Genomic DNA, 25,402 nt, shown 5'->3' on the forward strand with positions numbered 1-25,402 from the left:
AGAAGCCGAACGGCAATCCTGCTACCCCGACTTCATCGAGTACTACAATCAGCGCAGGCCACACACTGCACTCAAAGGCGCCTCACCCGCCAGCCGCGTCACCAACCAACCGGGTTAGTACAGCTAGACCGCAGTGGCCGCCGGCGTCCGGTACAGCTCCTGGCGCTGGCGGCCCAGGCCCTCCACCTCTACCTCCACCACGTCCCCGGGCTGGAGGTAGGGGAAACGGCCGCTTAAAGCCACTCCCTGCGGCGTTCCGGTGAGGATCACATCGCCCGGCTCCAGCCGCATGTACTGGCTGCAGTGATGGACCAGGGTGGGCGCATCGAAAATCAGCTCTGCCGACGTCGAATCCTGCCGGGGCTCACCGTTCACCCAACTGCGCAGCCGCAGGCTGCCGCCGTCGGTCTCCCCTGCAGGGACCAGCCACGGACCCAGGGGCGTTGACCCGGGAAGGGACTTTCCCTTGGTCCACTGGCCGGCGGCTCCGGGCAGCTGGTACTCCCGTTCGGAAAAGTCATTGGCGGTGACGTAGCCGGCAATGCAGGCGGCGGCCTCCTCGGTGGAACCGAGGTAGCTGGCCTCCTTGCCGATCACGATGCCCAGCTCCACCTCCCAGTCGTATTGCGTGGAGCGGGGTGGAAGCGGGGCGGGGTCGAACGGGCCGGTGACCGTGTTGCTGGGCTTGAGGAAGACCACGGGAATGGTGGGCGGCTCCGCCCCCGATTCCGCGGCGTGGGCGGCGTAGTTCATCCCGATGCCCACCACGCAGCCAGGCCGGGCCACGGGGGAACCAACGCGGAGCGCAGCGGCACCTTCCAGGACCGGCAGCTCCCCCGCCTCCAGGGCTTTCCGGATTTTGTCCAGGCCGCCGGCGGCAAGGAACGCGCCGTTCACGTCATCGGTGATGGGCAGCAGGCTGAAATACCGGTCAACGCCGTCCGCGGAGGGGACCACGACGGCAGGCTGCTCGCTGCCACTTTCGCCCAGGCGCATGATTTTCATACCGAATTCTCCTCAAGCTGTTCCGACAGGTTTCAGGCCCTCTGGGCACCCGCTTCCATGCTCCCGGATTTTGCTGAGCGGCCGGGAACGGAACGCTTTGTGACCGCATCCCAGGGGCTTCCAAAGGACAGTCATCTGACATATAACGGAAGCAGCCGGTAGAATGATGGAGCCATCCTGGCACGAAACACAGAAAGTTCAGCACATGACTACAGCCACCCTGGAGCGCGTTCCCGCCGCCCAGACCCCCGAAGGGCCCGCCCCGCGGTCCATCAGCCTGGAGTTCTCCAGCGCCAGCGAGGTCCACGCCGGACTGGAAGAGGCGGTGGCCGAACTGATTGAGGTTGCAGCACAGGAAGCCGCCTGCGGCATCCTGGTTACCAGGCTGCACCCGGGAAGCTACACCGTAGCCCTGGACGAATCGGTACCGTTTGGCGAAACGTACGAATCCATCGCCGCCTGACCAAAACCACAAAAAAGTCCCCGCACACCGTTAAGGCGTGCGGGGACTTTTTAGTGCCGGCGCTGCCGGTGGGCTGCTAGCCGCGGCGGACCTGCACGCCGTCGGACTTCAGGAAAAGCTCCTTCTCCGCCGGACCTGACGGGCCCGCCGGCACCAGCCAGAGGACGTTGCCGCTCTGCGACACCTCTTCCACCTCCCCGGCTGCCACTACATGTGCATGCTTGATGATCTCGACGCGGTCCCCGGCCTGGAGTGACTTCCAGTTGGACACCGCGGCGGAATGGGCATTGCGCCTCGACAGGACTGCCCCACGTGCTTTCATGTGAACTTCTACCCCTTTGTATCGTTCTGCCGCCACAGCCTCTTTGATGTGACTTTCACTACACCTTCAGTTCTACTACACTCCCGGCGCCAGGGAGGGCCGTGGCGCCGGATATTCCGCACTTCGGACGGAAGCGCAGCAGGCCCTGAAGATCCTTCGGTGTCAGGCGAGCGGCCCGACGGCGGATTCGGCTGCCCGGAGCACGTCACCTGAGGCGACCAGCCGGTCAGCCGCTTCCAGTTCCGGGGACAGGAAACGGTCCGTTCCGGGACCTTCCACCACGCCGCGGAGCGCTGCCACCACTGCGGTGCCCGCAGGTCCGGGAGTGAGGACGCCGCCCGAGAGCTGTGTGCGGATGTCCAGTGCCCGGGCGGAGGTCACCAGCTCGATGGCCAGGACGCGGCGGAGGTTCTCCACGGCTTTGCGCAGCTTCCGCGCCGCGTGCCAGCCCATGGACACGTGGTCCTCCTGCATGGCTGAGCTCGGAATGGAGTCCACGGATGCCGGAACGGCCAGCCGCTTGTTGTCCGAGACCAGCCCGGCCTGGGTGTACTGGGCGATCATCAGGCCCGAGTCCACCCCCGGGTCGGCAGCGAGGAAGGCCGGGAGGCCGTGCGAACGGGCAGGGTCAAGCATGCGGTCGGTGCGGCGTTCGGCGATGGAGCTGAGGTCGGCGACGGCGATGGCCAGGTAGTCCAGGACGTACGCCACGGGTGCGCCGTGGAAGTTGCCGTTGGAGCTGACGCGGCCGTCGGGAAGCACCACGGGGTTGTCGATGGCTGCCGCCAGTTCCCGGGTTGCCACCAGTTCGGCGTGGTCCACGGTGTCGCGGACGGCACCGGCCACCTGCGGGGCGCAGCGCAGGGAGTAGGCGTCCTGGACCCGCGAGTCGCCCACCTTGTGGGAGGCCACAATGGGCGAATCCGAGAGCACGCGCAGCATGTTGTCCGCGCTGGCCGCCTGGCCCGGGTGCGGCCGCAGTGCGGCGTGCAGCTCGGGCAGGAACACCTGGTCGGTGCCCAGCAGCGCCTCGACGCTCAGCGCGGCGGTGATGTCCGCCGTCGCCAGCAGCTGGCGCAGGTCGGCGATGGCCATGAGGAGCATGCCCAGCATGCCCTCGGTGCCGTTCACCAGCGCAAGCCCTTCCTTTTCAGCGAGGGTGACGGGCTCGATGCCGTGCTCTGCGAGCAGCTCGGCGACGGGCCGCTCGCCCCGCCCGCCGTACGTGACGCCGTCGGGCCCTTCCGCTTCCCCCTCGCCCATCAGGACCAGGGCGCAGTGCGACAGCGGCGCGAGGTCGCCGGAGCAGCCCAGCGAGCCGAACTCGCGGACCACCGGGGTGATGCCCGCGTTGAGGACATCCACCATGGTCTGCAGGACCACCGGACGGACGCCCGTGCGGCCCGAGGCGAGGGTCTTGGCGCGCAGGAACATGATGCCGCGGACCACTTCCCGCTCAACTGCCGGACCCATGCCTGCCGCGTGGCTGCGGATCAGCGATTTCTGCAGCTGGGTGCGCAGCTCGTTGGGGATGTGGCGGTTGGCCAGGGCGCCGAAGCCGGTGGAGATGCCGTAGGCAGGTGTATCACTGGAGGCCAGGCTGTCGATGTGGGCGCGGACTTTCGCCACCGTTTCGAGGGCTTCCGGGGCGATGGTGACCTTGGCGTCGTGGCGCGCGACGGCGAGAACATCCTGGGGCGTGACGCCGACGGACCCGAGGGTGACAGTGAGCGGTTCGTGGGTAATCGTGGTCAATTTAAGTTCCTTGTGTTGTTTCATCGACTGCTCCGTAAGCGCCCTTTTGAGGGGTCATAACGGCACCTACGGAGCAATCGATGTGGAATTGGGGCTCGGTTAGCGGCATTCCTGCATGGGGATGCGGACACCGCGTTCCTTGGCGACGTCGAGGGCCCGCTCGTAGCCGGCGTCGGCGTGGCGGATGACGCCCATACCGGGGTCGTTGGTGAGGAGGCGTTCGAGCTTTTCGGCGGCGAGGTCGGTGCCGTCGGCGACGGAGACCTGGCCGGCGTGGATGGAACGGCCGATGCCCACGCCGCCGCCGTGGTGCAGGGACACCCAGGTGGCACCGGAGGCGGTGTTGAGCAGGGCATTCAGCATGGGCCAGTCGGCGATGGCGTCCGAACCGTCCGCCATGGCTTCGGTTTCACGGTACGGGGAGGCGACGGAACCGGAGTCCAGGTGGTCGCGGCCGATGACGATGGGGGCCTTGACCTTGCCCTCCTTGACCAGCTGGTTGAACAACAGGCCGGCCTTGGCGCGTTCGCCGTAACCCAGCCAGCAGATGCGGGCCGGCAGGCCTTCGAATTCCACCCGTTCCTGGGCTGCGTCGATCCAGCGGTGCAGGTGCTTGTTCTCGGGGAACAGCTCCTTGATGGCCTCGTCCGTGACACGGATGTCCTCGGGGTCGCCGGAGAGGGCCACCCAGCGGAACGGGCCCAGGCCTTCGCAGAAGAGCGGCCGGATGTAGGCGGGAACGAAGCCGGGGAACTCGAAGGCTCGCTCGTAGCCGCCCTTGCGGGCCTCGTCGCGGATGGAGTTGCCGTAGTCGAAGACCTCGGCGCCGGCATCCTGGAATTCCACCATGGCCTGCACGTGGCGGGCCATGGAGGCCTGGGCCTTCTTGGTGAAGCCTTCCGGATCCGCTGCAGCCTCGCGGTGCCACTCGTCCACGGTGATGCCCTCGGGCAGGTATGACAGCGGATCGTGTGCCGAGGTCTGGTCGGTGACGATGTCCACGGTGAGCTCGCCTGCCTTGTGGCGGCGCAGGATTTCGGGGAAGACTTCGGCGGCGTTGCCCACGTAGCCCACGGACCAGCCGCGGCGCTCTTCCTTGGCCTTGAGCACCTTGGCGATGGCGGCGTCGAGGTCGGTTTCCACCTCGTCCAGGTAGCGCTTGCCGGCGCGGCGGCGCAGGCGGGATTCGTCGACGTCGACGATCAGGCAGGCGCCCTCGTTCAGGGTGACCGCGAGCGGCTGGGCGCCGCCCATGCCGCCGCAGCCGCCGGTCAGGGTCAGGGTGCCGGCGAGGGTGCCGTTCTCGTCGCCCGTGAGCTTGCGGGCGATCGCGGCGAAGGTCTCAAACGTGCCCTGCAGGATGCCCTGGGTGCCGATGTAGATCCAGGAGCCGGCGGTCATCTGGCCGTACATCATGAGGCCCTCGGCCTCGAGCCGGCGGAATTCGGGCCAGGTGGCCCAGTCGCCGACAAGGTTGGAGTTGGCCAGCAGCACGCGGGGTGCCCATTCGTTGGTGCGGAACACGCCCACGGGCTTGCCGGACTGAACCAGGAGGGTTTCGTCCTTTTCCATGGTCTGCAGGGTGCGGGTGATGGCATCGAAGGCGGCCCAGGAGCGGACGGCGCGGCCGGTGCCGCCGTAGACCACCAGGTCGTCGGGGCGTTCTGCCACTTCAGGGTCCAGGTTGTTCATCAGCATGCGCAGGGGCGCTTCGGTCTGCCAGGACTTGGCGGTGAGCTCGGTGCCGCGGGCTGCTTTGACCGGGCGGGCACCGGTGGTGAAATCGGCGGGTGCCATGGTGGGCTCCTTCTGGGTGGTGTGTCTGACGGAGGAAAGAAGTTCTGTATCCACTAAAGCCCCTCCAGGAAGGGCTTCACAGGGCTTTTGAATGGGTGCTGTCCGGGATGCCAGACGCGCCCGAGGCCTGCTGCCAAGGGGTTATGGTTGACAGCTTTTACTTGGTGGGGCGTCCGTGGATCCGGACAGAGAGCTCATCAGCCACCTTCTGGACCCGGGCGGCCAGCGCCGGCCATTCCTCCGGGGCCAGCTTGTCTTCCAGGAATGTGACCGCGACAGCGGCAGTGGGCCAGCCCAGGTGGTCGGTGACGGCGGCGGCGATGGAACCGAAGCCCGGGGTCACCTCGCCGTGCTCGGTGGCATACCCGCGTTGCCTGACCTGGTCCAGGTGCGAGGAAAGCGCCGAGTACTTCATGATGGCGCCCGCCACCTCGTGCCGCGCGCTGAAGGCGGCGGCGTTGGGGTAGAGCGCCCGGACCTGGGACTTGGGCAGGGCGGCAAGGATGGCGCGGCCGCTGGCCGTGAGGTGGCTGGGAAGGCGGACGCCGACGTCGGTCACCAGGGACGGGCGGTTCTTGGCCCGTTCCTCGACGATGTACAGCACGTCCCGGCCATGGAGCACGGCAAGGTGGGCGCTCTCGCCGATCGCATCCACCAGGCTGGCGAGCAGGGGACGGCCCAGCCTGGACAGCGGTTCCTGCCGGGAGTAGGCGGAGCTGAGTTCGAAGGCGCTGATGCCAAGGCCGTACCGCTGCTCCTCGTGGAGATGAAGGACGAAGCCATTCGCCTCCATCACCCCCAGCAGGTGGTAGACGCTGGACCGGGGTAGGTCCAGGCTGGAGGCAATCTGCGAGGCCGCCATCGGCCCCCGCCTGGAAGCCAGCAACTTGAGGATGCGCAGGGTGTTTTCTGCGGCGGGAACCTTGGACGACGCCTTCGCCGCGGGACGGGGGGCCCGGGCTTCGGCGTTTGGTGTTGCGGAGCCCAGTGTTGTGGCGCTTAGTGCAGTGCTCATGAAGTGGAAGTGTCTTTCTGGCTAGCTCTGTCCGGTATCCCGTACTTAAGCTTGCGTCCTTCCGGGAGCCCTGGGCGACTCATTTTGAACCTTAACGTCTGAAATACCAGACAAACGCTCCCGGGACTCGGCACGCTCAGCGCGAGAGAACCTGCGCTTCCAGGTCCTCAAAGTCCAGGAACAGAGACCATTCAGGGAAAGGGTCAGCCGGCAGTTCAGTTTCGGAGGGACCGGGATCGTCGGGGACGCTTAGCTCCTCAAGCAAGCCGAGGTGTTCGGGCACGTACCCGTCCGGCCACTCCAGTGCCCCGGCTGAAGTCTCCCGTTCCGAGGCGTCGCCGAACAACGCCAGGAGCCGTTGTGGCCAGTGGGTTGGTTCGGGGTCGGGGTGTTCTGGGTTGTAGTGCCTGCCTGTTGGTGAGGTCCAGCCGGGTGGTTCATTCTTGTTGGCCGGGTCCGGTGTCCATTGGCTGTGATGTTTGAGCCGGTGATGTTTGGGGCAGAGTTGGGCCAGGTTGCTGACGTTGGTGGTGCCGCCGTGTTGCCACGCTTGTAGGTGGTCGGTTTCGTTGTCGGGGGTGCGGTTGGTGCAGCCGGGGAAGGTGCACTTGGCATCGCGCAGCCTGATCCAGCGTTTGATGGTTTCGGTGAGCCGGTAGTTTTTCCGGCCGATCTCCAGCGGTGCCCCGTCGCGGGGGTCGACCAGGGCCCGGTAGAACGATTCCGCCCCGTCGGCGACAAGTTTGCGCGCCATGGAGGCCGGGATCGGTCCGAAACCGTCCAGCACTGCTGGTTCGTCGGTCGCTCCGAGGAGGGAGAACACCGGCACAGTGACCAGGACGTCGGCCCGCGGGGTGGGCACCTTTCCCATCGCGGTCGTGCTTGCGGTGGCCGCGGTGGTGCCAGAGGAACGTTCACCCGCAACCTGCCCGGTACCGAGGAGCAGCGAGGCTGCGATGTCGGGGCGGAGTTGGGTGAGGGTGCGCTCTTCGTCGGGGCCTTGGAGTCCGCGGGCGGTGGCGGTGGTGCGGTTCCAGATGGCGCATGCGGTGTCCCCGGGCAGGTAGAGGGAGATCCAGGCCATGCCGTCCTTGTCGGAGGTGCATTCCATCCGCCGATCGGCCACGCCCTTAACATGGCGCTTCTCGATCGATTCCGGATGGTGGCGTTCCCGCCACCCACGCACCTTGGCCCGGAACCGGGATGGGACAAGCTCGCCGGGGGCGGCGCCGCGGGCGGGGTTGGGCGCGTCAGGGTCGAAGAAATGCGCCACCAGCTTCAGCGCGCCCTCCGGGGTGAGGCCTTCGGTCTCGTCCGCAACGATGCGGGCGTGCTGCCACGACATCGCGCCCGCGGCCAAGGCGTTCATGACGGGCGGCAGGGAACAGATCCGCCGTGACTGCTCCACCAAAGCGCCCGCGGCCGCGGAGCTGATGGTCAGGACACCCGCGATCTCCTCCACCACCGACATGTCAGCGTAAGTGCGGTCCTGGATCGAGGCGTCCGGCGGCGTCATCGTCTGCTGGAACTCCACTGCCTCAGCAGCGGTCTCCGCTTTCACCGCAGCCAGTTGCGCCTCCAGCCGAGCCATAAGCTCCAGCCGTTCCAGCCGGATCCCATACCGCCGCTGCAAAACATCCGTACCGGCGCTAATATCCACACCGGCACCAGCATGAGCCCCGGAAGCCAGGAAATCGTCCTCTTTCTCCAGCGCATCAAGGGCAGCAACAGAGGCGCGGACACCCTCCAACACCGCCCCAAGACCACCGCTGATTCCCATAACCACATCATCCATCGACCCACTGACATTCACGCCGGGGGCTGCCGGCCGCCAGGCCCTCTGCAGCGGATGGTGCCTCAGCGCGTCAATCCGCGTGCCGCCGTCGAACGCATCTCACTGCCCACAGTCTGGAACCGAAGACACCAAGCCTCCGTGAGCCTCATCACGAACGGGCCGGAAATGGTCTGCTGGTTAGCGGCTCCCCTCCCAAAGACGAGAAGGTAACTCTATGCAACCCACCCCAACCCGGACCCAAAGTCCGGTGGAAACGCAACAGCCGGCAGCCGTCGTCGGGCAGGTCCTCAACAGGGGCCTCAATGTCCGGCACATCCGCTTCATGGCCTTGGGCTCGGCCATCGGCACGGGCCTCTTCTACGGCTCCGCCTCCGCGATCCAGAAAGCAGGGCCGGCCGTCCTGCTGGCCTACATCATCGGCGGCGCCGCGGTGTTCATGGTGATGCGGGCCCTGGGCGAGATGGCGGTGCGCCACCCGGTGTCGGGCTCCTTCAGCCAGTATGCGAGCCGTTATCTTGGCCCCCTGGCCGGCTTCGTGACCGGCTGGACGTACGTGTTCGAGATGGCGATCGTCGCCATTGCCGACGTCACAGCGTTCAGCATCTATATGGGGTTCTGGTTTCCGCAGGTGGACCGCTGGATCTGGATCCTGGCCGTCATCTGCTTCCTGGCGGCCTTGAACCTGCTCAGCGTCAAGGTCTTCGGCGAACTGGAGTTCTGGTTCTCGCTGATCAAGGTGGCGGCCATTATTGCCATGATCGCCGGCGGCGCCGCCATCATCGTGTTCGGCTTCCAGGCCGCGGACTCCACCGTGGCGCCCGGCCTGGGCAACCTCGTTGAGCATGGCGGCCTGTTCCCGAACGGCTTCGAGGGCCTGCTGGCATCCTTCGCCGTGGTGATGTTCGCCTTCGGCGGGATCGAGACGCTGGGCATCACAGCCGGCGAGGCAGCAGATCCCAAGAAGGTCATCCCCAAGGCCGTCAACACGGTGCCGGTGCGGGTGCTGCTGTTCTACGTCCTGACCCTGGGAGTCCTGATGAGTCTCTTCCCGTGGGACCAGGTGGGCACCAGCGGCAGCCCGTTCGTCCAGATCTTCAGCAGCCTCGGCATCCCGGCCGCACCGCACATCCTCAACGCGGTGGTCATCACGGCCGCCCTCTCTGCGATCAACAGCGACATCTTCGGCGCCGGGCGCATCCTCTTTGGACTCTCCAACCAGGGCCACGCGCCCGCAGCCTTCGGGAAGGTCTCGCGGCACGGAGTCCCCTGGATGACCGTGGTCATGATGGCCGGGATCCTGCTGGTGGGCGTGGTCCTCAACGCCGTCATCCCGGAGGACGTGTTTCTCGTTATTGCGTCCATCGCCACCTTCGCCACCGTCTGGGTGTGGGTGATGATCCTGGCGTCCCACGTGGCCATGAAGCGGGAAATCGCGCGGATGGGTCTGCCGGCGTCGGAATTCCCCTCGCCGTGGTGGCCGGCCGCTTCCATCCTGACCATCGCGTTCATGGCACTGGTGATCGCCGTGCTGGGAGCCTTCGAGGATACCCGGATCGCGCTCTACGTGGGCGCCGTGTGGCTGGGCCTGCTGGTCCTGGCGTACCGCCTCTGGATCAAGGGTGACGGACGACGGCGGGCCCACCTTGAGGACGAGACCTCGCCGCTTCCGGTGGTCGGCAGGAGCAGTGGGATGGAGGCTGCCGCCCGGAGCAGCCGGGGCTAGGAAAAGACGCCGATAGCCGCCGTTCGGGAGTTCGGTGCGGAGTGTTCCCCAGCGCCTACGCGGCCTTGGGGAACACTCCCGCCCCGGCCAGCCCCGAGCGCGGGGCCGTCTCCACCTTGGCGCAGATCCAGCGGCCCAGCTCGGTGGCAGCCAGCGGATCAATCGAGGTGGCAAACCCTGCGCGTTCCAACATCCACGCCAGGTCTTCCGTGGAAATATTGCCGGCCGCGCCGGGGGCAAACGGGCAGCCGCCCAGGCCTCCCACGGCACTGTCAAAGACCCTGACTCCGGCTGCCATGGCGGCATAGGTATTCGCCAACGCAGTGTGGCGCGTCTCGTGCAGGTGGGCCCGCAGCGGCACATCCGTTTCAGACGCCAGGGCGGCAAAGACCCCGTTGACCTGCCAGGGGACGGCGCAGCCGATGGTGTCCGCCAAGGCAACCTCGGCCAGCTGGCCTCGTTGCAGTGCGCTGCGGACGACCGAAAGAGCTTGTTCCCCGGGCACGTCGCCCTGGTACGGGCAGCCAAAGGCGACGGCGGCCGTGACCGTGACAGGGATGCCGGCAGAGGCAGCGATTCCGGATACTTCCTCCAGGGCATCAAGGGCGGCGGCGACCGTCGTGTTCTGGTTGGCCGCTGCAAAGGCATCGGTCACCGGCAGGACATAGTTGATCTCGTCCACCCCCGCATCCACCGCCCGGTAGGCGCCCCGGGTGTTCAGCACCAGGCCGATGTAGCTGGCACCGGCGTCCCGCGGCACCCCCGCCATGACGGCATCGGCATCGGCCATTTGCGGAACCTTTTTGGGGTTTACGAAGCTCACCGCCTCAATCCGCCTGGCGCCCAGGGCAATCAGATCGTTGATAAGGCGCAGCTTGTCGCGGGTGCTGACCGGAACTTTTTCATTCTGCAGCCCGTCCCGGGGACTGACGTCCACGATTGAGACTGTTCCCCCGGGAGTACCGGTTCCCGTCATTCCGTTCATCAGATGGCACCCTCGTCCTTGGCATGCTGCAGTTCTTCGACATTCATGTTGAGCAGACCCCCGTAGACGTCGCTGTTGTGGGAGCCGGGTGCCAGCGGCCCGTTCCATGCAATACCGCCGCTGGTCCGGGACAGCTTGGGGATGACGCCCGGCTGGACCACCGTTCCCAACTGTTCGTCGGCAACTTCCACCAGCATCCCGCGCGCCCGAAGCTGGGGGTCTTCGAAGATGTCCTCGATGGTACTCACAGTGCTGTTGGGAACAGCGTGCCGATCAAGGCACGCCACCAGTTCCGAGTGGTCGAAGCCGGCGGCCCATTCGGCGATCAGCTGTTCCAACGCCTCCTGGTTGACTCCCCGGGATGCGTGGTTGCTGTAGAGGGGGTCGGAGGCCAGCTCCGGGCTGCCCATTGCGGCAGCCAGCCGCACGAACACCGAGTCCTGGTTGGCAGCGATCACCACCCATTTTCCGTCGCTGGAGCGGAAGATATTCGACGGCGCTATCCCCTTTAGCCCGGAACCGCTGGGGCCCGGCACAACGCCCGCAGCCGCGTAATCGGGCACGGCACTTTCCAAAAGGGAGAAGCATGCTTCCACGAGGGACACGTCAACGACCTGCCCCGTCCCTCCCTTGGCATCCCGCCAGTACAAGGCCAGCAGGATTCCCTGCAGCGCGTAGAGCGACGCCAGGCTGTCACCCAGCGAAATGCCTGTCCGTGGCGGTGCCTGGTCGGGATATCCATTGAGGTGGCGCAGGCCGCCGCGGGCCTCGGCCACGGAAGCGTAGCCCGGCTTGTTCGCGTCCGGTCCGGTCTGGCCGTAGCCGGAAACCCTGGCGATGACCAGGCCCGGGTTGCTTTGCCACAGCACCTCGGGGGCGAGCCCGAGTTTCTCGAGTGTTCCAGGGCGGAAGTTCTCCAGGATGACATCGGCTTCCCTGCAGAGCTCCAGGAACAGATCACGTCCGCGGGCCGACTTGAGGTCCAGAGTCACGCATTTCTTCCCCCTGGACTGCACCGACCACCACAGGGTGTGGCCGTCGATCCGGGCCCGGCCCCATTCACGCATGGGGTCGGGACGGTCAGGGGACTCGATCTTGATAACCTCCGCACCGAAGTCTGCGAGCTGCCGTCCTGCAAACGGGCCCGCGATCAGTGAGCCGAGCTCCAGGACCCGCACGCCGGCGAGCGGCCCGCCGGCCGTTCCCACGGCACCGAGGGCAGGTGCAGCGCCGGGGTCAACCCACTCCCGGGCGCCAGGTCCGAAGCCTGTGTGCTGACCATGGCGCACGCCGCCAGTGGGCGCGCTCTGTGAAGTTTCCACCATCTTTGGGACTCCTGTTCTGCCGGCAGCCGGTGCCCGGGCCGCGTTGCCCGGCCTGCCGTGGATCGCGACGCATTGTTGGCGACAACTCATATTGTGGACCCAAATTCACAATGTGGATAGAGGGATCTGAGAACCGGTCCTACTGGGGGATGGTGCCGCCGATCATCCGGGTGCCCTCCTCAGCGGCCGCCAGTACCTGTTCCACCCAGGACGCACAGACGTCAAAGGGCATCCTCAGCGCGGGACCCATCACCGTCAGGGCCCCAAAGAGTTCACCCTGCGGCCCGAAGATCGGAGCTGAGATTCCACTGGCGCCGGACACGCGCTCACCGGTAGTGATGGCGAAACCATCTGCCCGGACTTTCGCAACCGATTCCTCCAGGCTCGCGGCATCGGTAATGGTCTGGTCGGTCAGGGACGCCAGGCCCGACCGGTACACCTCATCCGCAACTTCCGGGTTCCAGGCCAGCAGGACCCGGCCCGCCGCACCCACGTGCAGCGGCATGATTTCACCCACGCTCACCGCCCGCCGGAGCATGCGGCGGGTCTCGGCCAAGGCAATGCAGACGCGCTTTCCCTGGGATTCGCGGAAGATGCAGGCCGTCTCACCCAGTTCGTCACGAAGCCTCCGCAGCACGGGGGTCAGCAGTTCCAGGAAATCCAGGCCCTGGGTTGCCGGCGCAGCCCAGTGGGCCATCCGCACCCCTACCCGGTAGCGGTCCCCGTGCCGGTCCAGGATCCCTTCCTGCACCATGTTCGCCACCAGGCGCTGCACCGTGGAGTGCGGCACCCCCGTACTGGAACGGATCTCAGCCAGCGACAACTCGGGCCGGACGAGGGAAAAGGCATCGAGGATGGCAGTGATCTTTCGCAGGACCAACAGGGGGGTCGCCGACGTTTCGCTGGAGCTCATGGGGAAAGTGTATGAGCCATGGGGGCGTTGAGTGTGACCGAAGTAACTGTTAGCATCAGGTCCACATCATGATGGAGAACCCACGATGTGGCAGGCCAGTCCTGCTGATGAGTAGTACAAACGGAGTCCGTACACGGGACTCCGGACGCGGACCGATGCACCACCATCGTTCCGAGAGCGTGAACCAGCAGGGGGAAACAAGCGGCCGGAGTTGGCCGGGAAGAGGCAAAGATGCCAGCTGCACAGCCAGCCACGTCCGGATATGCCGTGGAGCTCACCGGGTGCACCAAACAATTTCCAACCTCCGGAGGCGAGACCTACTTCGCAGTCCGCGACATCGACCTGAAGGTTGAACCCGGCCGCTTCGTCTCGATCGTTGGCCCGACCGGATCAGGAAAGTCCACCATCCTGAACATGGCTGCAGGCCTCCTGACACCCAACTTCGGCGAGGTCAAGAGCTTCGGCGAACCGGTGTCGGGAGTGAACCGCCGGGCGTCCTACATGTTCCAGCAGGACGCCCTGCTGCCGTGGAAGACCGTCATCGACAACGTCAGCCTGGGCCTGACCATGGCCGGCGTCTCCAAGGCCGAGGCCCATTCGGAATCCCGGCGCTGGCTCGAAAAGGTGGGCCTCAAGAACTTTGCGGACCGCTATCCGCACCAGCTCAGCGGCGGCATGCGCAAGCGCACCGCCATCGCACAGGCCTGGATCGTAAACCCGGACATCCTCCTCATGGACGAGCCGTTTTCCGCCCTCGACGTCCAGACGCGCCAAATCATGGAAAACGAACTCCTGCAGCTTTGGCAGGAATCCGGCAAGGCGGTGGTCTTCATTACCCACGACCTCGACGAAGCGATTGCCTTGTCCGACGAAGTGGTCATCCTGGGCGCAGGCCCCGGGAGCACCGTGGTGGGAAGCTACCAGATCGACATTCCCCGCCCCCGCGACCTGCTGGACATCCGGGATGACCCACGCTTCGTTGCCCTGCACCGGGAGATCTGGGGCCGCCTGAAAATCGAAGTCTCAAAGACCTACGAAAGCGCCATGGCGGAGGAAGGTGAGGCAGCATGACCATCCTTGGTTCACGGAGGCCGGGTTCCCGCGGGAACGGCTCACCCGGCAGCACCCATGACCGCAGCCCGGTCAGCCGCCCCGCCCGCCGGGGAGAAATGTCGCCCCTGGCCATGCGGAGCATCCAACTCCTCCTCACGGTTCTCGTCCTGGGAGCGTGGGAGGTCCTGGGCCGGGCCGGGGTGATTGACGAATTCTTCTTCCCCCTTCCCTCGGACATCTTCCAGACCGTGTGGCTCTGGGTGTCCTCAGGGTTCGTGTTCCCCCATCTCTGGGTGACCATGCAGGAAGCCATCCTCGCCTTCCTGGTCGGGGCCGCCGTCGGACTCCTCCTGGGCTTCATCCTCGCCCGCGTCCGCTTCCTTGAACGGTTGCTGGACCCCTTCCTCCAGATGTTCAACGCGCTCCCCCGCGTGGTCCTGGCTCCGATCTTCCTGCTGTGGTTCGGCCTTGGCATCTGGTCCAAGGTCGCATTCGGCTTCACCCTGGTGTTTTTTATCGTCTTCTTCAACACCCTGGAAGGCGTCAAGAGCGTGGACCGGGTCCTAGTGGACAACGCCAGGATGCTGGGGGCCAGCGAAAAGCAACTCCTGCGCCACGTCTTCATTCCGAGTGCACTGACCTGGATCTTCTCCAGCCTGCATATCAGCGTCGGCTTCGCCATTACCGGCGCAGTGGTGGGTGAGTACCTGGGCGCTTCGGGCGGCGTGGGATACGCCATCGCGCAGGCGCAGGGCGTATTCGATACCAAGGGCGTGTTCGCGGGGATGTTCATCCTCATGATCGTCGTGCTGATCATCGACCTCCTCGTCAACCGCCTGGAACGGCACCTGCTCAGGTGGCGCCCGGTCCGGTCTTCCTGACCCCGACCGGCCAACAGCTGCTTTACCGGCGCAGAAACTCAACAACCCGCCTGAAAGGGACACTCATGACACAGAAAGCAACCCGGCGCCGTGGCCGGGTCCTCCTCCGGCCGCTGACCCTGATTGCCTCGGTTGCGCTGGCGCTCTCCGCCTGTGGCGCCCCCGCGGCCGCCCCTCCCGGCCAAAGCGGATCCGCCGCTGCCGGCGGCGGAGGCGGCAAGGTGGTCATCGGCGTCGGCGGACAGACCCTCCTGACCTACCTGCCGACCACCCTGGCCCAGCAACTTGGGTACTACAAGGATGAGGGCGTGGACGTTGAGCTGCAGGACCTCCAAGGCGGCTCCAAGGCCCTGACCGCGATGATTGGCGGCAGCACCAACGTGACCAGCGGCTACTACGAGCACACGATCCAGATGCAGGCCAAGAACCAGCAGATCAAGGCGTTCGTGGACATGGGCCAGTCCTCGGGCCTTGCGCTGCTGGTGGCCCCGAAGAACGAAGGCCAGATCAAATCCATTGCCGACCTGAAGGGCAAGAACGTCGGCGTCACCGCCCCGGGCTCCTCCACGGACATGTTCGTGAAGTTCCTGCTGGCGAAGAACAACATGCAACAGACTGATGCAGCCGTGTCCGCCATCGGCGCCGGGTCTTCCGCCGTTGCCGCTGTCGAGCAGGGCCAGGTGGATGCAGCCGTCATGCTCGAACCGGACGTGTCAGTCCTCACCAAGCGCATCGGCCACAATCCCGTAGTGCTGGAGGATGTCCGCACGTCGGAGGGCCTGAAGGAAGTGTTCGCCACCGATTCCTGGCCTTCCGCCTGCCTTTACGCCAAGACCGAGTGGCTGAACCAGAACAAGGACACCGCCGCCAAGCTGGCCAAGGCCATCAAGCGGACCCTGGAGTACATCAACGGGCATTCGGGCGCCGAAATCGCGGCCAAGATGCCGGAAAGCTTCGCCGGCGGAGACAAGGACCTCTATGCCAAGGTAATCGAGGACCTCAAGAAGACCCTGAGCAAGGACGGCACATTCACCGACGACGGCGTCAAGGCAGTCCTGAAGACCCAGCAGGTAGCCAACCCGGACGTGGGAAACAAGGAGATCAAGCTGGCCGATACGTACACCAACGACCTCGTGAAGTGATGCCACGCTATGTCCTGACCGCGGGCGGCGCCTAACCAGCGAATAACGCCGCGCTCCGGCAAGCACAACAAAAAAGGTGCCCGGCCCCTCATGGGGCCGGGCACCTTTGGCGTTCCGCCGTCCTAAGCGGCAGCAGCGGCGGCCCTGACCGCCTGGCCAAGGGACGTCGTCGGGCGTCCGATCAGGCGGCGGAGGTCGCCGGTGCTGACCAGGAGATCGCCGCGCGCAATGCCAAGGTCGGAGTCCGCAAGGATTTCAGCGAAAGCCTCCGGCACGCCCACGGATGCGAGCAGGCCTGCGTACTCCCCCGCGGGCAGGTTGTTGTAACTGATGGACTTTCCGGTGGCAGCGCTGATCTCCGATGCGAGGTCGGCCATGCTGAACGCGTCGTCGCCGCCCAGTTCGTAGACTTTGCCGGCCTGGTCGTCGGCCACCAGGACCGCGGCGGCTGCGTGGGCGTAGTCGGCCCGAGAGGCACCGCTGACCTTGCCGTCACCGGCGCTTCCTGCGACGGCGCCCTGCGCGAGGGTCCCGGGAAGCTGTTCGGTGTAGTTTTCCAGGTACCAGCCGTTGCGCAGCAGCACAAAGGGAACACCCGATTGACGCAGCAGGGCTTCGGTGGCCTTATGCTCGTCGGCCAGCAACATGGCGGTGGTGTCAGCGTTGGCGATGCTGGTATAGGCAAGCAGCTCCACGCCCTCGGCCCTGGCGGCTTCGATGACGGTGCGGTGCTGGTCAACCCGCTGTCCCACTTCGCTGCCGGAGATCAGCAGCACGCGCTTGGCACCCTTCAGGGCAGCAGCGGCTGAACCGGCGTCGGCGTAATCCATCGCCTTCACGTGAACCCCGCGGGCAGCGAAGTCAGCGAGCTTTTCAACGGACCGGCCTGCTGCGACGATTTCTCCGGCCGGCACGCCGCGTTCCAGGAGGGCTTCAAGAACGTGGCGGCCAAGCTGGCCGGTGGCGCCTGTAACAACGATGCTCACAATGATTCCTTTCGGGATTTTTTGCTCTGTCAGTGGGCACAACCGGGCCGGCGGCAGATAACTTCCCGAAAGAGAGTACGCACTTTGAAGTAAGGTACTGACCTCCAGGTAAGCTGGGCCCATGAACGCAGCTCCCCTGCCTCCCGCATTTGCCGACGGCGTGTTCGCGGCCGGGTGCCCCAGCCGGACCGTGCTGGACCACGTCACCAGCAAATGGGGTGTCCTGATCCTGGTGGCCCTGTCCGAGGGTGAGCAGCGGTGGAGTGACTTACGACGGCGGGCCGAGGGCATCAGCGAGAAAATGCTGGCACAGACGTTGAAGACGCTGGAACGCGACGGCCTGGTCAGCAGGGACGCGCAGCCGGTCATCCCTCCACGGGTTGACTACAGCCTCACCGAGCGGGGCTACGAGTTGAGCGCGCTGCTGGTGCCGCTGGTGGCCTGGGCGTTCGACAACGCCGACGAGATCATCAACGGGACCGGGAAGGCCAAGTAGTACCGGCACCCAAACTCGAGTACCTGTTACTGGTGTGGCTGGTGTGAATAGCGCATAGCGTGGGCGTACGGTGGCGGCCGGAATGGGAGGACCATCCTCTGCTGGGAGCGTTCCGCCAACCAGCACCGTTAGCAGGCGGCGGGCTGCCGCTCGGAGGAGTTGGTCGCATGGCCAAGGACTACGTACAGGATCTTGCCGGCATGGGCCGGCCCGTCAGCCTCGGGGCTGCCCTTTCCGGGGCATGGGGCCGGACGTTGACGGTCTTCAGCCCCCGCTGCCCTTACCGGGTAGGGGACACGGTCATAGGCGACGACCCCTTCAGCGGCAGGCGCGAAGGGGTCGTCGTGTGGCAGGACCGCCGGTCAGTGGGAGTGAAGACCCCGTACGGCGTCTTCTTCTTTGACCACCGGCTGGTCAAGCCCCTGGACTGATGTACTAACGGGCTGACCAGCCGCCGTCCATGGTGTAGCTGGCACCGGTGACCATGCCGGCATCCGGGGAGGCCAGCCAGGCCACCAGGGAGGCTACCTCGTCCGGTTCCACCAGGCGCTTGATGGCTGCTTCGGTGAGCATCACCTTCGCGAGGACCTCGGACTCCGGGATTCCGTGCATCTTGGCCTGGTCCGCGAGCTGCTTCTCCACCAGGGGCGTGCGCACGTATCCGGGGTTGACGCAGTTCGATGTAACACCGTGCGGGCCCCCTTCAAGCGCCGTCACCTTGCTGAGTCCTTCGAGACCGTGCTTGGCGGAGACATACGCACTTTTGAACGGAGATGCGCGGAGGCCGTGAACCGAGGACAGGTTGATGACGCGGCCGAAGTTGTTGGCGTACATGTGCGGCAACGCGGCCCGGATGAGCAGGAACGGGGCCTCCAGCATCAGGCTGATGATCCGGCGGAAGTCCGCGGGATCGAACTCCTCGATGGGGTTGATGCGCTGGATGCCGGCGTTGTTGACCAGGATGTCGCAGTCCAGGCTCAGTGCGGCCAGGGCGTCGACATCCAGCAGGTCCACTTCCCAGGCACTCCCGCCCACCTCATCGGCGAGGGCCGCAGCAGCGGCGGCGTCGACGTCGGCCACCACCACTTTGGCTCCCCGCGCCGCCAGTGCGCGCACGCACGCGGCCCCGATTCCGCTGGCTCCGCCGGTGACCAGCGCCTTGCGTCCATTCAATGTGTTGTCCATTGCAGTTCTCCTTGTGTACAGCCAACGACTTGTGCGCCCAACCGGTCAAACGCCCCGGTCAGCCCACCAGCCAGGTCAACGCCGTGCAGCGGTCAGCAGACCTTCGCGGGCCGCGTCTTCCTTGTCCACATCCTCCAGGGCAATGCCCTTGGTTTCCTTCAGGCTTAGCACGGCCACGGTGGTGATGGCACAGGCCACCACCAGGTAAATGGCGGTGGGCACCCACGAACCGGTGTCCTTCAGCCACTGGGTGGCCAGCAGCGGCGCCAGGGATCCGGCGAAGATGGACGTGACCTGCGAGCCGAGGGATGCGCCAGAGTACCGCATGCGGGTGGGGAACATCTCGGCCATGATGGCCGGCTGTCCCGCGTACATCAGGCCGTGCAGGCACAGACCGATGGTGACGGCCAGGACGATGACCACTGCGTTCCGGGTATCGAACATCGGGAAGGCGAAGAACGGCCAGGTGGCACCCAGGATGGCGCCCGCGAGGTAGACGGGCTTACGGCCGATCCGGTCTGCCAGGCGGCCGTACTGCGGAATGATGGCGAAGTGGATGACGTGGGCGATCAGCAGCGCCAGCAGGAGCGAGGAAGTGTCGTACTTGTGCACGCTCTTGAGGTAGACAATCGCGAAGCTGACCACCAGGTAGTACATGATGTTTTCCGCGAACCGCAGGCCCATGGCCTGGAAGATGCCCTTGGGGTACTTGCGCAGGACTTCGAAGACGCCGTAGCTGACGGCCTGTTCCTTCTCCACCAGTTCCTTGGCTTCGAGGAAGATGGGCGACTCGCTGACGTTGGTGCGGATGTAGCCCACGAAGACGATCACGGCAGAGAGCCAGAACGCCACCCGCCAGCCCCAGCCGAGGAACGCCCCACCGCTGAGGGTGGTGGACATGATGTACAGCACCAGGGTGGCCAGGAGGTTGCCTACCGGGACGGCGGCCTGGGGCCAGCTGGACCAGAAGGCGCGCGTCTTGTTGGGGCTGTGTTCGGCCACCAGGAGCACGGCACCGCCCCACTCGCCGCCCAGGGCGAAGCCCTGGATGAAGCGCAGGGCCACCAGCAGCGCGGGGGCCAGGTATCCGATGTCGGCGAAGCCGGGCAGGCAGCCCATCAGGAACGTGGAGATGCCGATGATCACGATGGTGAGCTGCAGGGTGGGTTTGCGGCCCAGCTTGTCACCGATCTGGCCGAACACGATGCCGCCCAGGGGACGGGCGATGAAGCCGACGGCGTAGGTGAGGAAGGCCTGGATGATTCCGTCCAGGTCGTTGCCCGTTGACGGAAAGAAGTACTTGCCGAAGACCAGGGTGGCAGCGGTGGCGTAGAGGAAGAACTCGTACCATTCCACAACGGTGCCCACCATGGAGGCGGCAACAATCCTCTTCAGTCCTGATCCTTCGGGTGCATGCCCGGCGTTGTTGGCCGGGCGCTGCTCTACGCTCATTGTTTCTCCTAGTGTCCACATTGACACGCGCTGTGATCTCCAGCACAAGTGACTCAGATGAGTATTGCTGCACAAAGGATGCACTTCAATGGCCAAAGAGGCAGTCAACGTGTGCACAATTGCAGATATGAATGCGAACCCTGATGACCTGCTGGTCCTTCTGGCGGTGTCCCGCTCCGCCAGATTCACGACGGCGGCCCAGGCCCTGGGCTTGAACCACACCACGGTCTCGCGCAGGATCGCCGCGCTGGAGAAGTCGCTGGGCGGCCGGGTGCTGTCCCGCGCCGCGGGTGGCTGGGAGCTGACGGAACTCGGCGAACGGGCCGTGCGGGCGGCCGAACAGGTGGAGGCGGTGCTGGGCACGCTGGGACCGGCCGGCCAGGCACCCGACCCGGTTGCCGGCGTCGTGCGCATGACCGCGACCGATGGCTTCAGCGCCTACATTGCCGCCCCGGCCGTGGCGCGGCTGCGCCGGGACCACCCGGGCCTGAGCGTGGAGGTAGTCACCATGACCCGCCGGGCACTGCAGCAGCGGTCCGGGCTGGACATCGAGGTGGTGGTGGGCGAGCCGCAGGTGCACCGCGCGGAGGCCATCCGGCTGGGCGAATACCGCCTGGGCATGTACGCCTCCCGCGCCTACCTTGCAGAGCACGGGACGCCGGCCACCGTGGCAGAACTAAACGGGCACCCGCTGGTCTACTTCGTGGACTCGATGCTGCAGGTGGACGACCTGGATGCGCCAAGGCGGCTGGTTCCCGCCATGAAGGACGGGCTGACCTCCACCAACGTGTTCGTCCACGTGGAGGCGACCCGGGCCGGCGCGGGCGTCGGGTTCCTGCCGTGCTTCATGGCCGACCTCCACGATGACCTGGTCCGCCTGCTGCCTGACAAGATCGGCGAACTGCTCCCCTACTGGATGGTCCTGCGCCCGGACTCGCTGCGCCGCCCCGCGGTGGCCGCCGTCGTGCAGGCACTCCGCGAACGGATGGCCGAGCACCGCGGCGCGCTCTTGGGCAAGGGTTAAGCCCGTCGATTGCTGAGTAACTGCCGTTTTGACCGCCGAAAACGGCAGTTACTCAGCAATCGATGGCGGTGGGGGTGGGTCGTGGCGGACCGGCGCTCCGGCCGCGAATGCCCGCACCTGGGCGTCATCCCACAGGTGTGCCGGGACTGCCCCGCCGAGGAGCCGGCGGCGCAGTTGCGGATCGTCGCCGAAGGGCACGTCGCCGCCGGCCATCACCATGTTTCCGTACCGCCGGCCCTTCAGCATGGCGGGATCGGCGATGATCACGGTGTGTTTGAACGCCGCCGCGATGGTGGCGGCGTCCTCCCGGGCGTTTTTCAGGTCCGGTGCGTCGCCGGAATTGGCGACATAGAGCCCACCGGGGGCCAGAACCCGCTTGGCATGCGCGGTGAATTCGGCGGTGGTCAGCGGACGGGGGGTGAATGCGCCGGCAAAGACGTCGCGGATGATGAAGTCCCTGGTCTGGGCAGTGAGGGTTTCCGTGACGGCGCGGGCCTCCCCCACGCGGATCCGCAGCAGGGGCGCCTTGGGGAGGTCGAACCAGCCGCGCACGTACTCGGCGAGCTTCCCGTCCAGCTCCACCACCACCTGGCGTGCGTCCGGGTAGGCGGCGGAAAAGTAGCGGGCCATGGAGCAGGCGCCGCCGCCCAGGTGCAGCCCGCGCAGTTTGTGCGCGGCCGACGGCGGCCAGCGGGACTCGATGAGCGCCGCCATCCACCGCATGTACTCGAAGTCCAGGAACAGGGGGTCGGCGAGGTCGATGTGCGAGCTCATGACGCCGTTGATCTTCAGGAGCCAGCCGGTGGAGTTGTCCTGGTCGGCGATCAGCTCGCAATCGCCGGTGTCGATGTAGTAGACGCCCTCCACCGGACCGTTAACCACTGATCCTTTGGGCACCTCGACCACACCGGCTGCCGGGCGGCCGGCCCTGCGTCCTGACTTTCCGCGTTTGCCCATTACCCGTGATCCGCTTCAGTCATGCTTCAACCCTATGTGACAGGCCCTGGCTGGCGGGGCCTAGGTGGCAGGGCTGGCAGCCCCCTGGCCATCCCGGATCCGGTTCACCACGGCGGTGGTGGACCGTTCCGCCACATAGTCCAGGATGGCCACGCGGCCGCCGTACTCCTCCACCGCGGGGGTTTCCGCCAGCATCTCGGGGGTGTAGTCCCCGCCCTTGGCGTACACCTCGGGCCGGAGCCTGCGGATCAGCGGCGCGGCCGTGGGGGTATCGAACACCGTCACGTAGTCCACGCAGCTCAGCGCGGCCACCACCGCTGCCCGGTCTGCCATGCTGTTGATGGGCCGGCCGGCCCCTTTGAGCCGGCGGACGGAATCGTCGCTGTTCAGCGCCACCACCAGGATGTCGCCCAGCTGTTTGGCCTGGTTGAGGTACCGGGTATGGCCGCTGTGCAGGACGTCGAAGCATCCGTTGGTCAGCACGATCCGCTGGCCCTGGGCGCGGTGAAGCTCCATCTGCCGCTCCAGTTCGTCCGCGCTCAGGGCAGTATCGGCGAAGGCTTCCAGGTACCGGCTGAGCTGGGCGGTGCTGCACACTGAGGTGCCCGGCTGGTGGACCACCACGTCGGCCGCCGACTGGGCCAGGTCCAGGCTGGCGGTCAGCGGCAGGCCGGCCGCGCGGGCCAGCGTCAGGGCAGCGACAAACGTGTCGCCCGCTCCGGATGCCTGTTTCTCCGCAGCCGGCCGCGCCCACGTCCGGTGCCGGACGCCGTCGGGAGTCAGCAGGACGGTTCCGTCCCGGTCCAAAGTGACCACCACGGCGCGCGAGCCGGTGCCACGGAGCAGCGCCCCGGCCTCCGCTGCCACGGCCTCCACCCGTTCCGGGCCTTCCGGCAGCTTCCGGTCCAGCAGCCGCGCGGTTTCCTGCGCATTCGGGGTCACCAGGTCAGGTTGCAGCGCGGCCCATGCCCGCGGGTCGTGGGCATCGACCACCACCAGCGGCCGGTCCTTTCCGGCAGTGCCGGTCCCCAGGACATCGGCCAGGACCGTGCGGACGGGGTCCGCCACCACCCCGGTCCCGTAGTCGCACACCAGGACAGCGTCCCGGTGTTCGACGGCGGCACGCACCGAGGCGGCGAGCGCGTCCAGGGCGTCGGCCGGGACAGCCCTGGCCGAGTCGTCGAGGCGCAGCATCACCTGGCCGCCGCTGCTGATGCGGATCTTGGTGGTGGTGACCATGTCCGGATGGGACTGCAGGTGCTGGACGTCGATGCCCGCCGCGGCAAGCTGCCCGCGCAGGTCCTCACCGGCGTCGTCCGTGCCGATAATGCCGGCCACCGCCACCTTCGCCCCCAGGGCCGCCAGGTTCATGGCGGTATTGGCCGCCCCGCCGGGGACCGATTCGCGGGTTTGGATGTCCACCACGGGTGCGGGGGCTTCGCGGCAGAGCCGTTCGATGCTGCCGCTCCACCAGCCATCGAGCATGACGTCGCCGATCACCAGGATCGATGGCTGTTCCGCTGCCAGCCTGCCGGGCAGCCAGTCGGTCAATGCCCGCTGGGTGGAGAGGTCACTGGAGTCCGGGGACATGCTCATGGCAGGTCCTGTTCATCGACGACGGATCCCGCGCCCGGGTCCGCCGGCGCCGGTGGCGCTGCGATGTGGACCACCTTGACCTGGGTGAACTCGTCCAGCAGCTCGGGTCCGTAGCCGAACCCGGCGCCGCTCTCGCCGCGGGGCTGGGCCGCGCCGCCGGGAGCGCCGCCGAAGACCGCGTTGACCTTGACTGTTCCCACCGGCAGCGCGGCCACTGCCTGCTGGATGTGCGCGATGTTGCTGCTCAGGACGGTGGCGGCCAGGCCGTACTTGCCGCTGCAGGCCAGGCGCAGGCCGTCGTCGAACGTGTCCACCACCTGGACCGGGGCCACCGGTCCGAACGTCTCCTCGGTCATGACCTGCATTCCTTCGGTGCAGCCGAGGAGCACGGTGGCCGGGTAGAACGAGCCGGGCCCGTCCGGCAGCGAACCGCCTTCAACGGCGCGGGCGCCCTGGCCCAGGGCCTCGGCGACGTGACCGTGGACGGCGTCCCGCATCCGGAGGTCCACCAGCGGCGCCACGGATCCGTTGCTGTTCCGCAGTGCGGCCTCAGCCTCCAGGGCGCTGCAGAACGCGGCAGCGATGTCTTTATGGACGTAGATGCGTTCCACGGACGTGCAGATCTGGCCACTGTTGGCGAACGCACCGATCGCAGCCTGCTCCGCAGCCCACGCCGGGTCCACGTCGCGGTCCACCAGCAGGGGATCATTGCCGCCGTTTTCCCGGATGACGTGTGCGCCGGTGCGGGCCCCCGCTTCTGCGATCCGGGCGCCGGAGGCGCTGGAACCCACGTGGGCGATCACGTCCACCTCCGCCTGTGACAGGGCTGCCCCCACGTCCGCGCCGCCGGAGAGGGTCAGGAAGACGCCGGCAGGGAAGGCCGGTGCCAGGACCTCGCCCAGCGCCTCACCAAGCCGGGGGCAGCGCTCGCTGGGCTTGTGGATGACCGCGTTGCCCGTCACCAAGGCGGCCCCGATCAGGCCGCAGGCCACTGCCACCGGATCATTCCAGGGGGTCAGCAGGACGGCCACGCCGCGCGGCTCCGCAACGGTGTAGTCGGAGGCGAGCCGGCTGCCGCGGAGGCTGTGGCCGCGGTGCACCGGGCCCAGTTCTGCATATTGTTCCAGGGTGGACACGGCGGCGGCGATGCCCGCCAGGGCCTCCGCTTCCGGCCGCCCGGTTTCGCTGGCATTCAGCCCGGCAAGCTCCTGGGCGGCCGCATCAAGCGCCTTGGCGGCGGCGCGGAGGGCGGCACCACGCTCGGCCGGCGCTGTCGCTGCCCATCCGGGCGCAGCCCTGCGGGCCACGTCCACGGCATCATTCACTGCGTCCGGGCCCGCCTGGGGCACCGTCCAGAGCACTTCACCGGTCCGCGGGTCCTGGATGGTGATGCCGGCGTCCCCGACTGTTTCCTTGCCTGCGGTTGTTTCAGTGGCTGTGGTGGGCATGGTGTTCCTCCCGCCTTTCGGTGTGGGTATGTCGCTGCTGGCATGTGGGTGCTGGTGGTCCTGCTGTGCCGCGGGCGGCGGCCG

Annotated in this window: 23 protein-coding genes; 8 read left to right on the forward strand and 15 right to left on the reverse strand. The window is 66.6% G+C overall.

Going from position 1 to position 25,402, the window contains the following annotated elements; all coding sequences use genetic code 11:
- Positions 1-123: 123 nt before the first annotated feature.
- Positions 124-1,005, reverse strand: coding sequence for a fumarylacetoacetate hydrolase family protein (locus PUN51_RS20005; protein ID WP_275182278.1), 882 nt, complete (start codon positions 1,003-1,005; stop codon positions 124-126).
- A 205-nt stretch (positions 1,006-1,210) separates the two neighbouring features.
- Here PUN51_RS20005 and PUN51_RS20010 point away from each other — a divergent pair, with 205 nt between their 5' ends.
- On the forward strand, positions 1,211-1,468 hold the full coding sequence (locus PUN51_RS20010; RefSeq protein ID WP_159633719.1) for a hypothetical protein: 258 nt from the start codon (positions 1,211-1,213) through the stop codon (positions 1,466-1,468).
- 76 nt (positions 1,469-1,544) lie between these two features.
- Here PUN51_RS20010 and PUN51_RS20015 read toward each other — a convergent pair whose 3' ends face one another.
- The 5 genes from PUN51_RS20015 to PUN51_RS20035 all read right to left on the reverse strand — a co-directional run bounded on the left by PUN51_RS20015 (position 1,545) and on the right by PUN51_RS20035 (position 8,137).
- Positions 1,545-1,790, reverse strand: coding sequence for a hypothetical protein (locus tag PUN51_RS20015; protein WP_159633722.1), 246 nt, complete (start codon positions 1,788-1,790; stop codon positions 1,545-1,547).
- A gap of 162 nt (positions 1,791-1,952) precedes the next feature.
- Positions 1,953-3,545, reverse strand: coding sequence for a histidine ammonia-lyase (gene hutH / locus PUN51_RS20020; RefSeq protein ID WP_275182280.1), 1,593 nt, complete (start codon positions 3,543-3,545; stop codon positions 1,953-1,955).
- 99 nt (positions 3,546-3,644) lie between these two features.
- On the reverse strand, positions 3,645-5,342 hold the full coding sequence (hutU, locus tag PUN51_RS20025) for a urocanate hydratase (protein ID WP_275182282.1): 1,698 nt from the start codon (positions 5,340-5,342) through the stop codon (positions 3,645-3,647).
- Between the two features lie 157 nt (positions 5,343-5,499).
- A complete protein-coding gene (locus PUN51_RS20030) occupies positions 5,500-6,357 on the reverse strand; it encodes an IclR family transcriptional regulator (RefSeq protein WP_275182283.1) in 858 nt (285 codons plus the stop codon).
- A gap of 136 nt (positions 6,358-6,493) precedes the next feature.
- Positions 6,494-8,137 (reverse strand): HNH endonuclease signature motif containing protein, encoded by a 1,644-nt coding sequence (locus PUN51_RS20035; protein ID WP_275182284.1) that lies wholly within the window; start codon positions 8,135-8,137, stop codon positions 6,494-6,496.
- 229 nt (positions 8,138-8,366) lie between these two features.
- Here PUN51_RS20035 and PUN51_RS20040 point away from each other — a divergent pair, with 229 nt between their 5' ends.
- The gene (locus tag PUN51_RS20040; protein ID WP_275182285.1) at positions 8,367-9,875 is read left to right on the forward strand and encodes an amino acid permease; all 1,509 of its coding nucleotides are present in this window, start codon (positions 8,367-8,369) and stop codon (positions 9,873-9,875) included.
- Positions 9,876-9,930: 55 nt separating this feature from the next.
- On the opposite strand, the gene PUN51_RS20045 is transcribed toward PUN51_RS20040, so the two are convergent.
- The 3 genes from PUN51_RS20045 to PUN51_RS20055 all read right to left on the reverse strand — a co-directional run bounded on the left by PUN51_RS20045 (position 9,931) and on the right by PUN51_RS20055 (position 13,098).
- Complete coding sequence (locus PUN51_RS20045) at positions 9,931-10,860, reverse strand: hydroxymethylglutaryl-CoA lyase (protein ID WP_275182286.1); 930 nt, start codon at positions 10,858-10,860, stop codon at positions 9,931-9,933.
- Entirely contained in the window at positions 10,860-12,185 is a 1,326-nt protein-coding gene (locus tag PUN51_RS20050; protein WP_275182287.1) for a CaiB/BaiF CoA transferase family protein, read from the reverse strand. Before PUN51_RS20050 ends, PUN51_RS20045 begins: the two co-directional genes overlap by 1 nt.
- A 139-nt stretch (positions 12,186-12,324) precedes the next feature.
- Positions 12,325-13,098 carry an IclR family transcriptional regulator gene (locus tag PUN51_RS20055; RefSeq protein WP_224024622.1) on the reverse strand — a complete coding sequence of 258 codons (774 nt, stop codon included), beginning with the start codon at positions 13,096-13,098 and terminating at the stop codon, positions 12,325-12,327.
- Between the two features lie 231 nt (positions 13,099-13,329).
- On the opposite strand from PUN51_RS20055, the gene PUN51_RS20060 reads away from it, so the two are divergent.
- The 3 genes from PUN51_RS20060 (at position 13,330) to PUN51_RS20070 (ending at position 16,174) form a co-directional block, all read left to right on the forward strand.
- Complete coding sequence (locus tag PUN51_RS20060) at positions 13,330-14,169, forward strand: ABC transporter ATP-binding protein (protein ID WP_275182288.1); 840 nt, start codon at positions 13,330-13,332, stop codon at positions 14,167-14,169.
- The gene (locus PUN51_RS20065; RefSeq protein WP_201302472.1) at positions 14,166-15,032 is read left to right on the forward strand and encodes an ABC transporter permease; all 867 of its coding nucleotides are present in this window, start codon (positions 14,166-14,168) and stop codon (positions 15,030-15,032) included. Before PUN51_RS20060 ends, PUN51_RS20065 begins: the two co-directional genes overlap by 4 nt.
- Positions 15,033-15,097: 65 nt before the next feature.
- The gene (locus PUN51_RS20070; protein ID WP_224024616.1) at positions 15,098-16,174 is read left to right on the forward strand and encodes an ABC transporter substrate-binding protein; all 1,077 of its coding nucleotides are present in this window, start codon (positions 15,098-15,100) and stop codon (positions 16,172-16,174) included.
- 122 nt (positions 16,175-16,296) lie between these two features.
- Here PUN51_RS20070 and PUN51_RS20075 read toward each other — a convergent pair whose 3' ends face one another.
- Positions 16,297-17,160, reverse strand: a complete 864-nt coding sequence (locus tag PUN51_RS20075; RefSeq protein ID WP_275182289.1) for an SDR family oxidoreductase — start codon at positions 17,158-17,160, stop codon at positions 16,297-16,299.
- Between the two features lie 121 nt (positions 17,161-17,281).
- Here PUN51_RS20075 and PUN51_RS20080 point away from each other — a divergent pair, with 121 nt between their 5' ends.
- A complete protein-coding gene (locus PUN51_RS20080; protein ID WP_275182290.1) occupies positions 17,282-17,656 on the forward strand; it encodes a winged helix-turn-helix transcriptional regulator in 375 nt (124 codons plus the stop codon).
- 167 nt (positions 17,657-17,823) lie between these two features.
- Positions 17,824-18,087 (forward strand): hypothetical protein, encoded by a 264-nt coding sequence (locus PUN51_RS20085; RefSeq protein ID WP_159633755.1) that lies wholly within the window; start codon positions 17,824-17,826, stop codon positions 18,085-18,087.
- Positions 18,088-18,091: 4 nt separating this feature from the next.
- On the opposite strand, the gene PUN51_RS20090 is transcribed toward PUN51_RS20085, so the two are convergent.
- Entirely contained in the window at positions 18,092-18,841 is a 750-nt protein-coding gene (locus PUN51_RS20090) for a 3-hydroxybutyrate dehydrogenase (protein WP_224024612.1), read from the reverse strand.
- A 75-nt stretch (positions 18,842-18,916) separates the two neighbouring features.
- On the reverse strand, positions 18,917-20,293 hold the full coding sequence (locus PUN51_RS20095; RefSeq protein ID WP_275182291.1) for an MFS transporter: 1,377 nt from the start codon (positions 20,291-20,293) through the stop codon (positions 18,917-18,919).
- 127 nt (positions 20,294-20,420) lie between these two features.
- Between PUN51_RS20095 and PUN51_RS20100 the strand changes: the two genes are divergently transcribed.
- Positions 20,421-21,317 carry a LysR family transcriptional regulator gene (locus PUN51_RS20100; protein ID WP_224024609.1) on the forward strand — a complete coding sequence of 299 codons (897 nt, stop codon included), beginning with the start codon at positions 20,421-20,423 and terminating at the stop codon, positions 21,315-21,317.
- Positions 21,318-21,365: 48 nt separating this feature from the next.
- Here the strand turns inward: PUN51_RS20100 and PUN51_RS20105 are convergent, their stop codons facing one another.
- The 3 genes from PUN51_RS20105 to PUN51_RS20115 are packed head-to-tail and all read right to left on the reverse strand — an operon-like array spanning position 21,366 to position 25,318.
- Positions 21,366-22,274, reverse strand: a complete 909-nt coding sequence (locus PUN51_RS20105; RefSeq protein WP_275182292.1) for a spermidine synthase — start codon at positions 22,272-22,274, stop codon at positions 21,366-21,368.
- Between the two features lie 60 nt (positions 22,275-22,334).
- A complete protein-coding gene (rfaE2, locus tag PUN51_RS20110; RefSeq protein ID WP_275182293.1) occupies positions 22,335-23,870 on the reverse strand; it encodes a D-glycero-beta-D-manno-heptose 1-phosphate adenylyltransferase in 1,536 nt (511 codons plus the stop codon).
- Positions 23,867-25,318 carry an aldehyde dehydrogenase family protein gene (locus tag PUN51_RS20115; protein ID WP_275182294.1) on the reverse strand — a complete coding sequence of 484 codons (1,452 nt, stop codon included), beginning with the start codon at positions 25,316-25,318 and terminating at the stop codon, positions 23,867-23,869. The genes rfaE2 and PUN51_RS20115 overlap by 4 nt, the downstream gene beginning before the upstream one ends.
- Positions 25,319-25,402 lie beyond the last annotated feature (84 nt).

This window comes from Arthrobacter sp. NQ4, assembly GCF_029077345.1.
Taxonomy (GTDB): domain Bacteria; phylum Actinomycetota; class Actinomycetes; order Actinomycetales; family Micrococcaceae; genus Arthrobacter.